The sequence below is a fragment of the Alteromonas sp. ABH4_456 genome, assembly GCF_056160645.1.
In genome coordinates, this window is record NZ_JBSWXO010000014.1 from 69,966 (window position 1) to 81,669 (window position 11,704).

Genomic DNA, 11,704 nt, shown 5'->3' on the forward strand with positions numbered 1-11,704 from the left:
GGAATTCCAGACTTTGTTTCAGGTTCTCGGGATGGTCAGTTCCTGACCAATCTGTACGGTGTCGCCGCTAAGGTTATTTGCCGCTTTAATGGTACTGATTTTGACATTGTAACGTTGCGCCAGCAAGGACAATGACTCACCACTGCGAACCTTGTGAATTAAATTACGGGATTTTTGTGAAGCCCATAAGGTGCCGTCCGGCGGGACCTGACGAAAATACGTCTTGATTGCCTCAAACATTGAGGTGGCCAGCCGCTCGCGGTATTCACTCCAGTTCAGGTTTTTTTCTTCCTGCGGATTACTGATAAAACCGGTTTCTACCAAAATTGACGGAATATCCGGCGCTGTCAGAACGGCGAGACTGGCCGCCTGCGGAGAAGACTTGTGCATACGTGTTACGCCACGCAACTCTTTTATCACTTTCTGACTGAGGTCGTAGCTGGCTGACATAGAATGATCCATGGACAAACCGAGAATGGTTTCTGCCAGATAACGCTCGCTGGCGTTATCAGAAATCACTTCTGCTGCGCCGCCCAGTAATTCAGAATGCTGTTCGGTTCTTTCCAGCCAGCGACCCAATTCAGTATCAGCACGGCGCATTGACAATACCCACACAGATCCGCCTCTCGGACCGGCTGTGGTAAAGGCATCAGCGTGTATTGAAATCAGTAAGTCAGCTTTACTTTTGCGGGCGATTTCTGGTCTGCGGTTCAGCCCGACGTAATAATCGCCTTCCCGTGTCATTACTGCACGCATGCCGGATTCAGCATTAACCAGTTTTTCAAGGTATTTGGCAATACTCAGGGTAATGTGTTTTTCGTAAGTACCGGCACGGCCGATAGAACCGGGGTCATTACCGCCGTGACCCGCATCAATGGCAACAATAATATCGCGGTCCCGACTGTTGTTTTTCGTATCCAGCACGACGGAAGTAGACGCCAGCGGCGCAGCAGGGCCGGGGTTCGGATCAATTAAATCAACCACCAGGCGGTGTCCGTAGGGACCATCAGGCTCAACAGGGAAAATGGATGGCTTTGCCTTTCTCGCCATTTCGATAACGATACGGGCTGACTGACTGTTCTTCGGTGTTGAGTGGCGCACCCGCTTTACCAGGTCACCGGTGATATCAGCCTGTGACAAATCGCTGCCGTTATCGGTATCCGCAAGGTCAATAACCAGCCTGGCAGGGTTGTCTAATGAAAAATAGGTAAATACAGGCGCCGTTTTAAGATCGAGCACAACGCGGGTCCTGTCACCGGAAGGTGCAGCCCTGACTCCGCTAATCTGGTTTTGTGCCCAGGCAGCGCATGCCAGTGACCACAAAAAGATTGTGTAAACGATTACGCGCAACATATTTCGCCCTGAAAATTTCCTTTCGTCAGCTTTTTTATTTTTTATGGGGCACTCAGTGCACAAACAACAGCATCACCGGCCGCTGATTTCGCGGCAATGTGCAATGTCCGCACATCATCATGTGAGTTAATACTAATCACTAAATCCGCAGATGCCAAGAACCCGGCCCCTTTTTGAGGCCATTCAATCAGATAAACGCTCTTTTCACCGAAGTAATCACGGATCCCCATAAATTCCAGTTCTTCAGGATCCGCCAGACGGTACAGATCAAAATGATAAACAGAGACTTCATCCAGTTCGTAAGGTTCCACCAGGGTATACGTGGGGCTTTTTACGTGCCCCGCGTGTCCGAGTGTTTGAATGAAAAAGCGGGAAAATGTCGTTTTGCCGGCGCCCAGGTCGCCTTCCAGATAAATCACCAGGCCGGCTGGCAGTCTGCTCTTAACAGCGCTGGCTATTTGCTCTGAAATTTTTTGTGTGGCTTCCGGTGAATCTGACCGGAAAACATGTTCTGCGTACGACATAAACTCTGCTTCAACAAATACTACTGGTTGATGAGCACCCTGACGGCGTCAAATAAATCGCTGGCAATCATACCACGTTGGCCGTACAAGTCAGCCAGATCATCACCGGCTTTAGCATGCACAGTGACGCCATATTTTGCTGCGATATCCCGTGAGAGCCCCTGCGCTAGCAGCGCTCCCAGAATACCACTGAGCACATCACCGCTACCCGCCGTTGCCATACCCGGATTACCGTGTTTACTTACCCAGGTAGACCGCTCGTTATCAATAATGGTTCCCGCGCCTTTCAACACACAGGTGGCATGATAACGCTGGGCGCATTGTCTGGCATAGTTAAAACGTTCGGCTTCCACATCATCCACAGACACACCCAGCAGGCGCGCCGCTTCTCCGGCATGTGGCGTTAAAATACAGTCATTAATGGTATACGCAGTGGCCTGACGGCTGAGCAAATTCAACGCATCGGCATCCAGCACCATGGGCTTCGGATGAGTCTGACAATGCTTCATCACCGTTTGAAATACGGTTTCTGCCCAGTCATCCTGCCCCAGACCGGGTCCGATCACCACGCAGGTCGCCCAGCTCAATGCATCTTCCAGGTTTTCATCTGTCACCATCAGTTCCGGACGGCCGGCGCTGACCTGAATGGTTGACGCTTCATGGGTAAAAACCCGCACCATACCGGCACCGCTGCGCAACGCAGCTTCACTGGACAGACGGATTGCCCCGGCAGTGCCTTTATTGCCGCCAACGCACAATAACCGGCCGTATGTACCTTTGTGACTGTGTACAGCACGCGGACCCATACCGCGAAACTGTTCGATATCCAGTAAGCTGGCTGACGAACGGGCGAGTTCAGAGAAGGCTTTACCGATTCCGAGGTCATCGTAAACTAACTTACCGCAGGACTGCTTACCGGCACCGGTAGACAAGCCGGGTTTAATACCCACGAATGTGACGGTGACATCAGCTTCAATACAGCGACCTAATGACTGACCGGTATTAGCATCCAGACCGGAGGGCACATCGATACTGACCACCGGAATAGTATGAGCGTTGATGGCATCAATAATGTCAGCAAATTCATTGCGTATATAACTGGTGATTCCGGTACCCAGCATTGCGTCGACAACCAGTCCCGCTTTATCCAGCAAGCCTTTATCGAAGACTTCAATTTTACCACCGGCATCAAGCCAGCGTTTTTGTGCCCGGCCAGCATCGCCATCGAGAATACGGTGAGGTTCGACGGCGCACACATGCACCTGCTTGCCTGCTTCTTTCGCTTTCAGTGCAGCGATATAACCGTCGCCGGCATTGTTACCCTGCCCTACCATCACAAGATAAACGTGGGTGTTTGGCAGCAGGCTCTGACACTGACGGAATACCGAAGCACCTGCACGCTCCATCAGGGTGGCCAGATCGCAGCCGGATTGCTCCGCTGCGGCCTGCTCGTGTTCTCTTACCTGTTCGGCGCGAAAGAGTTTATGTGATAAGCTTGTCGCGAGTTTAGTATCCAGCATAGTTTCCATGTCCGCGTTGCAATCAATCGATCTCAATAGATTAACAAACGATATCAAGGCTTGGGGCCGCGCGCTAGGTTTTCAGCACGTGGGTATCAGTGATGTTGATCTCAGTCAGCATGAAGAGAAGTTGATGGCATGGCTGGAAAAGGGTTATCACGGTGATATGGAATATATGGCCGCGCACGGCACCAAAAGGGCCCGGCCCGCAGAGTTACTGCCCGGCACCGTGAGAGTAATCAGTGTGCGCATGGACTATCTTCCTCCGGATGCGTCTTTTGCCCGCCATCTTTCTGATGATCATATTGGTTATGTCAGCCGGTACGCGCTTGGCCGTGACTACCACAAAGTACTGCGGCAACGTCTGAAACAACTGGGTGAAAAAATATCTGCGCAGTTTGAGGATGCGCAATGGCGACCTTTTGTCGACTCCGCACCGGTGCTGGAACACGCTATTGCTGAAAAAGCCGGTACCGGCTGGACAGGTAAACACTCCCTCACTATCAGTAAAGAAGCCGGCTCCTGGTTTTTTCTCGGCGAATTGTTCATCAACCTGCCGCTGCCTGTAGACGAGCCGGTAGAAGAAGGATGCGGCAGTTGTACTGCCTGCCTGACGATTTGCCCCACACAAGCCATCGTCGCGCCTTATACCGTTGATGCCAGAAAGTGCATTTCTTATCTCACCATTGAGAATAACGGGCCGATACCGGAAACATATCGCCCGCTGATGGGAAACCGCATCTACGGCTGTGATGACTGTCAGTTGGTGTGTCCCTGGAACCGCTATGCTTCAATTACAGAAGAAACAGACTTCCACGCCCGCAAGCAATTGCACGGTCAGCCTCTGACCACCCTGTTTGCCTGGGATGAATCCACGTTCCTGAAGAATACTGAAGGCTCACCTATACGGCGGATAGGGCATGAAAAATGGTTACGTAATATTGCCGTCGCCATGGGCAATGCATCGGCCAGTGAAGCCATTGTATCGGCTCTTGAAGGTCGTTCGGGAAGTGTGTCAGAGATGGTTCAGGAACACATTGACTGGGCGCTGACACAACAGGCAGGGAAGCAAGACAGGGAAACAGTCAGCAACCGGCAACAGCAGCGTCTCACCCGGGTAATAAAAAAAGGGCTGCCGCGTGATGCGTAGCCCCTTCCAAAAAGAAAAACAGCGTCGTTTTTATTTGTGGTACTGACGACTCAGACGGTGAACCGCATCAACAAAAACGCCGGCGTGCTCAGGCGGCACGTCCAGATGGATACCATGGCCTAAATTAAACACGTGCCCTGAGCCTTCACCGAAGCCGGCCAGAATGCCCGCCACTTCCTCTTCAATACGCACAGGTGGCGCGTACAGCATGGACGGATCCATATTGCCCTGCAACGCGACTTTATCCCCCACGCGGGCTTTGGCATCTGCAATATCAATTGTCCAGTCCAGACCAACTGCATCACAACCTGTCGCAGCAATTGCTTCCAGCCACATGCCACCGTTTTTGGTAAACAGTGTCACCGGCACCCGGCGCCCTTCACTTTCACGGGTCAGCCCTTCGACAATACGTGCCATATACTGAAGAGAAAATTCTTTGTAATCCCGCGGAGAAAGTACACCACCCCAGGTATCGAAAATCATCACTGACTGCGCGCCTGCAGCAATCTGTGCATTCAGATAACTGGTGACAGAGTCGGCAAGTTTGCTCAGCAGCGCATGCAGTATCGCAGGCTCTGCGAATGCCATTTTCTTAATTTTCGTGAATGCCTTGCTTGATCCGCCTTCTACCATATAAGTAGCCAGCGTCCAGGGACTGCCTGAGAAACCGATAAGCGGTACTTCACCTTTTAATTCTCTGCGGATGGTGCGCACAGCATTCATCACATACTGAAGCTCCCCTTCGGGATCAGGGACACCAATTTTGTCCACATCCGCTTTTGACGTAACCGGATTTTTAAAACGCGGACCTTCTCCGGCTTCGAAATACAGACCTAATCCCATTGCATCAGGAATCGTCAGGATATCTGAAAATAAAATCGCAGCATCCAGAGGAAAGCGACGCAGGGGTTGTAAAGTCACTTCACAAGCCAGTTCTGCGTTTTTGCATAACGACATAAAGTCACCGGCTTCAGCCCGGGTTGCTTTATATTCAGGCAAATAACGACCGGCCTGTCGCATCATCCAAACCGGCGTTACATCAACAGGTTGCTTCAGCAATGCGCGTAGATATCTGTCATTTTTCAGCGCCGGACGCGCTGTGGAAGGGCTGTTAGCCGTCATGCATTTCCTCTGTTTTCAATACTGATTCTGGCGGGAGTATACCAATAAATAAGGTTGAAACGGCGGTCACAGATCAAGTAATCACAGTTTTTGACACCAAATGGCATAAAAATAACCAAAAGTATAAGACTTTAGTCTTGCTACTTAAGTACATGTCGATAATAATAGACACAACATAAAGAAGCCCTTTAATTTTGTTTAACATCATTAAAAGGGACCGACGCACAATCCTGAGGCCCCGCATCGCGGGGCTTTTTATTATCTGTTATCCTCCTTTGTGCTTATTCAACACTGCCTCAATAAGACGTCCTGCAATAGATAGTTTGGGCGGAATGTCCGGCAGTGCATCAATATCGAACCACTGCGCATCAACGATTTCTCCTTCTTCGGGCACAATGTCACCGCTTTCATATTCTGCCAGATAACCCATCATTAATGAGTGAGGAAATGGCCAGGGCTGACTGTCAAAGTAAGTGAGATTTTTCACCTTTACGCCCACTTCTTCTTCCACTTCCCTGTGTACCGCCTGCTCGAGGCTCTCACCACTTTCGACAAATCCGGCGATGGTGGAATACATATTGGTGTCCTTGTGCCTCACCCCTTTGGCCAGCAAAATCTGATTATGCCGGTAAATAGCAACAATAATACATGGCGAGATGCGTGGATAAACACGGTGCTTGCACTGATGGCACTGCATCGCCATTTCCCAGTCAACCTGTTCCATCTTAGCCCCGCACTGACCGCAATAGCGGTGTGTGCGCAGAAAATGCACATACTGCCAGGCTCTGGCCAGAACATTAAATTGCTCATCAGTACCAGCCGCCAGTAAGGTGCGCAGGGATGTCAGTTCCCAGTCATCCTGTTCAATGTGCTCTGCCCCCGTATCAATAATGTATACAGGCGCGCCCACAGCATGATGTTCTGAAAGCGGCGGCAGCTCCACAATGCTGGCCTGATGATGAGCAATAAATTCCAGTGCAGACCAGCCGCCCAGATAAAGTGAAGTAGTGGATTTAGGAACGAGTATTTTATCGCGGCTGAATATCAGCCAGTGTGCCTGAGCAGATTGCAACTGCCGGTCAGATACCGCTTTGATCATTGAACATACCCCGGTGAGAGCTGAGAATGCCGCCCAGTTTAGTTTTTTTACACAACAATTTACAGTAAATGCATTTCACTCAACGCGATATCATTGTTAAGGTACGGGCCAATGTTATACTGAGAATAGAAATCAGATGCATTGAACGCAGTCTGCTGTTTAATCGCATGATCACCAGACAAAAAAAATCAGACGTTTGCCGGTAAAACATCATGAATAGTACTACCCTCATTAATAAAGCCCGTGCCTATTGTGAACAACGGGGAGCAAGATTCACCCCTCTGCGGGAAAAAGTATATGAAATCTTGTTGGGTAAACACGGGCCTATGGGGGCGTATGAATTACTTGATGCCCTCAAGGAAACGGAATCAAGCGCAAAACCGGCCACGGTGTACCGTGCACTGGATTTTCTACTGGAATTCGGTTTCATTCACCGGCTGGAATCGACCAATGCTTTTGTTGCATGTCATCATTTTGGTTGTCACCATCCGGTACAGTTCCTAATTTGCGACAGTTGCGGTGATGTTGCCGAGATACAGTCAGAAGGGCTGCAGGAAACGCTGGACAGTCAGGCAAAACAGCACGGATTCAAAGTATCAAAGCAAACAATTGAAGCTCACGGCCTTTGTGCAGATTGTCAGGATGCAGAAAGTGCGGAGCTTGAGGAAAAAAATCATGAATGTTGAGTTTGTTAATCCTTTCATCAATGGTTTACTAAATGTCATGGAAACCATGGCACAAACCACGTTAAAGCCCGGAAAACCCAAGAGAAAACAAAGCGATGTTGCTCAGGGTGATGTCTCAGGGTTAATTGGCATGGTGGGCCCGCAGGTAAAAGGGTCAATGTCGATTACGTTTGATGAAGGTCTCGCGCTGACCATTATGGAGCGTATGGTGGGTGAACGTCCGGAGAAACTGGATGCGGAAGTTGGCGACATGGTGGGTGAAGTAACCAACATGATTTGCGGCAACGCAAAACGGGATCTTGCTGAAAAGGGCTTTGATTTTGGTATGGCTACGCCTATCGTTGTATCCGGAAAGCAACATACCATCAGTCATCAGGTAGATGGTGCAAAGCTTATTATGCCGTTTATGTGTGATGCGGGTCTGGCGCATATGGAAATCTGCTTTGACAAGTAACTGGCATCAGCAGGAATTCTCTCTCCCCGCTTTCAGGCGGGGTTTTCATTTAATTACCTCCCACGTAGAGCGCGCCCTGCCTGAACTTCACAATGTAAAGATTGGGCAATTGCACCTCTGGTTACAGCACACCAGTGCTAGTCTGACTATCAATGAAAATGCAGATCCGTCGGTGAGAAGTGATCTGGAAGCGTGGTTTAACCATACTGTACAGGAAAGCACGGCATATTTTACACATACCTATGAAGGAAGTGATGATATGCCCGCACACATTAAGTCCAGTTTATTAGGATGTGAGGTAACAATTCCCGTTAAAAACGGGGAGTTACAACTTGGCACCTGGCAAGGCATAATTTTAGGCGAACATCGCAATTCTGGTGGCAACCGGCGCATCATAGCCACTTTGCAAGGAATTTGGCGATAATATTAGTTATTATCTATTTTATGCTCTTTTGTCTATTGGCACGGCGTGTGCTAAGAGCTATCATCCACTCGATTTTACTAATCACTCAACGTTATACAGGATGTGAAAATGAACAAAACTTTTAAATTTACTGCTCTTGCTTTTGCTGTTGCAGCATCTGCGAATGTAGCGGCTCAGGAAGACGGCAAGCCATTTGACAGCTGGTTAGGGCTGCATGGCATGTATTACAACACGGAAGAGACTAAGCCAGCACCGGATCTGATGGACGACGGTTTTGGTTTCGGTTTCGAATACGGCTGGCGTTTCGACGAGAGCTGGGCGGTGCGTGGTGAATATACTGTTTTGGATTTAGACTACCAACAAGTGCTGGGTTCAAAAGACAGCATCTCTGGTCACATGTTCGGTGTTGACGCTTTATACTTCCTGCCAGACGACCTGTGGTACGTATTCGGTGGTGTTAAGCGCCAACTGTTAGACGAAAACTACAACCTTGCCAATGTTGGTATTGGTAAACACTGGGACATCAATGACGACGTTAAGCTGACAACTGAAATCGCTGCTTACCGTGATTTTGATGATTCTTACTACGATTACAGTGTAAAAGTAGGTCTGGCATTCCCGTTTGGCCAGTCTAAGACTTCAAGCTACAGCAAGCCAGCGCCTGTTGTAGACGGCGACAGCGACAATGACGGCGTACTGAACAGCATGGATCAGTGCCCTAACACGCCTGCCGGTACGCAAGTTGATTCTAAAGGTTGTGCTGTTATCGCGGACAGCGATAAAGACGGCGTAGCAGATGGTAAAGATCTGTGCCCTGACACACCAATGAACGACAAAGTTGATTCTGACGGTTGTACTGTATTTGATAAAGAAGAAGTAACCCACAACCTGCGTGTACTGTTCGCAAACGAAAGTGCTGAAGTTGCAGAACCTCACTCTGCTGACATCGAAGACTTCGTTGCTTTCTTCAAGCGCTACGGTAAAACTGAAGCGGTAATCGAAGGCCACGCATCTGCGCCTGGTACTGAAAGCTACAACATGGAGCTGTCTGAGCGTCGTGCTGAAGCATTCAAAAATGTACTGGTTAACGAATATGGTATCGATGCATCACGTCTGAGCACTGAAGGTTTCGGTGAATCAGAATTGCTGATGGAAGGTAGCTCTGCAGAAGCTAACCGTGTAAACCGTCGTATCTCTATTCGCGTAACAGCGATTGTTGAAGTACCTGAAAAGCGTTAATTCAACAAATCAGATATGCAAAAGGCGCCTTACGGCGCCTTTTTTGTGTCTGTTTATCTGGCAAAGCAGTTAAGCATTTCCGGTACGAACTCACCTTTCCCGGGCTGATTAATATTCGTCATCAAATGCCGGACCGGCATAGTTATCAAAGCGGGAGAACTGCCCCTGGAAGGTTAACCGGCTGGTTCCGATTGGACCGTTTCTTTGCTTACCGATGATGATCTCAGCAATACCTTTATACTCACTGTTCTCGTGATACACCTCATCACGGTAAATAAACATGATTAAGTCGGCATCCTGCTCGATTGAACCGGATTCACGCAAGTCAGAGTTCACCGGCCGTTTGTCTGCCCGTTGCTCCAAACTACGGTTCAGCTGTGACAGCGCCACAACAGGCACTTCCAGTTCTTTTGCCAGCGCTTTCAGTGAGCGGGAGATTTCAGCAATCTCCAACGTACGGTTATCACTTAACGAAGGTACACGCATAAGCTGAAGGTAATCCACCATGATGAGACTGATCCCCCCGCGCTCTCTGGCCAGCTTACGGGCACGGGAACGCACGTCCATGGGCGTCAGACCGGAGGAGTCATCAATAAACAGGTTATCTTTGTCTTTCAGCATAGCCATTGTATTAGATACCCTGGCCCACTCCTGATCGTCCAGCTGTGCTGTACGGATACGGGTTTGGTCAACACGGCTGAGTGATGCGAGCATACGCATCATGATTTGTTCCGACGGCATCTCAAGACTAAAAACCAGTACAGGTTTTGTTTCAGCCATCATAGCGTTTTCACATAAGTTCATGGCAAATGTGGTTTTACCCATCGAAGGACGGGCCGCGACAATGATTAAGTCGGAGGGCTGTAATCCGCTGGTCTTCTTATCCAGATCACTGAAACCTGTGGTTACCCCGGTTACTTCTTTACTGGTTTCGATCAGCGACTCAAGCCGCTTGATAGTCTTATCCAGTACCGAGTCGACGTCACGGGGACCTTCATTTTCACCGGTACGCTTCTCGGCGATTTCAAATACTTTACTCTCGGCCATATCGAGAATATCGGCACTGTCCCGGCCTTCGGGGTTGTATCCCACTTCTGCAATTTCGTGGGCTACACCAATGAGCTCCCGGGTAATTGCCCGTTCACTGACAATTTTCGCATAGGACGTCACGTTGGCAGAACTGGGGGTATTCTTGGCAAGCTCAGCCAGGTAAGCGAAACCACCGGCGTCTTCTAACTCATTGCGATGCTCCAGGGCTTCTGAAACAGTGATCAAATCCACAGGCTGACTTTCGCCCAGCAATTTCAGAATAACTTTGAATATGACCTGGTGGGAATGATTATAAAAATCTGCGTCTGTGACCAGTTCTGCGACTTTATCCCAGCTCTCACGATCGATAAGCATACTGCCCAGCACCGCTTGTTCAGCTTCGATGCTGTGCGGCGGTACTTTCAGCTTTTCGACATTTTTGTCTTTTGAGGTGGAAACAGCTTTCACAATACGCACATCCAAAAATCAGGGATCTGATATTTTCCGTGAATCAGAGCGAAAAGCAATGCCTGAGGGCTTTTTATCCGGCGAATTGTTGCGGGTCAGGTCCGGCTTTTTCCATTTTAAAGAAAACTCCGTCCCACAGAGTAAACGCTTTGTCTTTACCGGCAACCAGTATTGACTGGCCGGGTACATGTTCGCCGTGGCAACTGACATCGAAACGGGCTACACGATTGGCAACAATGCCGAGTCTTTCAAACGATACATGATATTCGCGAAGAAAATCATCGCCGGACAGAGAGGTTTCTTTCCACTCAGCGGGACCACACTGCGTTTGTCCCAGGATCACGTTATCGGGGGTGTACTGAAATGACTGACCCAGCCACATTTCAGCCTGCTCAGGCAACATAGCACTAATGCCCGGTGTTACCGACGAGGTGATTACCCAGGTACCTTCCACGCTGGCAGGTTCCTTTACGGCACAACTCATCAGCACTGAGCCTGCAGTTAAAAATAAGGCTGTGAACCAGGCTACCGGTGAACATCCTCTTGCGCTTAATCGACGCGCTGTCATCTACTTCTCCATAATTTTCATACGTATACGAATATGGGGGTATAAAGTCCAACGACAAGCCACATACC

The 11,704-nt window shown here is 49.4% G+C and carries 12 protein-coding genes; 5 read left to right on the forward strand and 7 right to left on the reverse strand.

Features of this window, described 5'->3' with window-relative positions:
• Positions 1–18: 18 nt before the first annotated feature.
• The 3 genes from ACXAG2_RS18230 to ACXAG2_RS18240 are packed head-to-tail and all read right to left on the reverse strand — an operon-like array spanning position 19 to position 3,397.
• Positions 19–1,353, reverse strand: coding sequence for an N-acetylmuramoyl-L-alanine amidase (locus ACXAG2_RS18230; RefSeq protein ID WP_474869329.1), 1,335 nt, complete (start codon positions 1,351–1,353; stop codon positions 19–21).
• Between the two features lie 41 nt (positions 1,354–1,394).
• Entirely contained in the window at positions 1,395–1,877 is a 483-nt protein-coding gene (tsaE, locus tag ACXAG2_RS18235) for a tRNA (adenosine(37)-N6)-threonylcarbamoyltransferase complex ATPase subunit type 1 TsaE (protein ID WP_474869331.1), read from the reverse strand.
• Between the two features lie 20 nt (positions 1,878–1,897).
• A complete protein-coding gene (locus ACXAG2_RS18240) occupies positions 1,898–3,397 on the reverse strand; it encodes an NAD(P)H-hydrate dehydratase (RefSeq protein ID WP_474869334.1) in 1,500 nt (499 codons plus the stop codon).
• Positions 3,398–3,404: 7 nt separating this feature from the next.
• Here ACXAG2_RS18240 and queG point away from each other — a divergent pair, with 7 nt between their 5' ends.
• On the forward strand, positions 3,405–4,547 hold the full coding sequence (gene queG, locus ACXAG2_RS18245; protein ID WP_474869337.1) for a tRNA epoxyqueuosine(34) reductase QueG: 1,143 nt from the start codon (positions 3,405–3,407) through the stop codon (positions 4,545–4,547).
• 30 nt (positions 4,548–4,577) lie between these two features.
• On the opposite strand, the gene hemE is transcribed toward queG, so the two are convergent.
• Both hemE and nudC read right to left on the reverse strand, forming a co-directional pair.
• Entirely contained in the window at positions 4,578–5,669 is a 1,092-nt protein-coding gene (gene hemE / locus ACXAG2_RS18250) for a uroporphyrinogen decarboxylase (RefSeq protein ID WP_474869340.1), read from the reverse strand.
• Between the two features lie 265 nt (positions 5,670–5,934).
• Entirely contained in the window at positions 5,935–6,768 is an 834-nt protein-coding gene (nudC, locus tag ACXAG2_RS18255) for an NAD(+) diphosphatase (protein ID WP_474843560.1), read from the reverse strand.
• A 212-nt stretch (positions 6,769–6,980) separates the two neighbouring features.
• Between nudC and ACXAG2_RS18260 the strand changes: the two genes are divergently transcribed.
• From ACXAG2_RS18260 to ACXAG2_RS18275, 4 genes are all read left to right on the forward strand, one after another.
• Positions 6,981–7,454, forward strand: a complete 474-nt coding sequence (locus ACXAG2_RS18260; RefSeq protein WP_119499844.1) for a transcriptional repressor — start codon at positions 6,981–6,983, stop codon at positions 7,452–7,454.
• Positions 7,444–7,908, forward strand: a complete 465-nt coding sequence (locus ACXAG2_RS18265) for a chemotaxis protein CheX (protein ID WP_119499843.1) — start codon at positions 7,444–7,446, stop codon at positions 7,906–7,908. The genes ACXAG2_RS18260 and ACXAG2_RS18265 overlap by 11 nt, the downstream gene beginning before the upstream one ends.
• Positions 7,898–8,332, forward strand: coding sequence for a secondary thiamine-phosphate synthase enzyme YjbQ (locus ACXAG2_RS18270; protein WP_474843563.1), 435 nt, complete (start codon positions 7,898–7,900; stop codon positions 8,330–8,332). Before ACXAG2_RS18265 ends, ACXAG2_RS18270 begins: the two co-directional genes overlap by 11 nt.
• Before the next feature lie 108 nt (positions 8,333–8,440).
• Entirely contained in the window at positions 8,441–9,571 is a 1,131-nt protein-coding gene (locus tag ACXAG2_RS18275) for an OmpA family protein (protein WP_349583555.1), read from the forward strand.
• A 108-nt stretch (positions 9,572–9,679) separates the two neighbouring features.
• Here ACXAG2_RS18275 and dnaB read toward each other — a convergent pair whose 3' ends face one another.
• Both dnaB and ACXAG2_RS18285 read right to left on the reverse strand, forming a co-directional pair.
• Positions 9,680–11,068 (reverse strand): replicative DNA helicase, encoded by a 1,389-nt coding sequence (dnaB, locus tag ACXAG2_RS18280; protein WP_119503267.1) that lies wholly within the window; start codon positions 11,066–11,068, stop codon positions 9,680–9,682.
• Positions 11,069–11,141: 73 nt separating this feature from the next.
• Positions 11,142–11,636, reverse strand: coding sequence for a hypothetical protein (locus ACXAG2_RS18285; protein WP_474869343.1), 495 nt, complete (start codon positions 11,634–11,636; stop codon positions 11,142–11,144).
• Between the last annotated feature and the right edge of the window lie 68 nt (positions 11,637–11,704).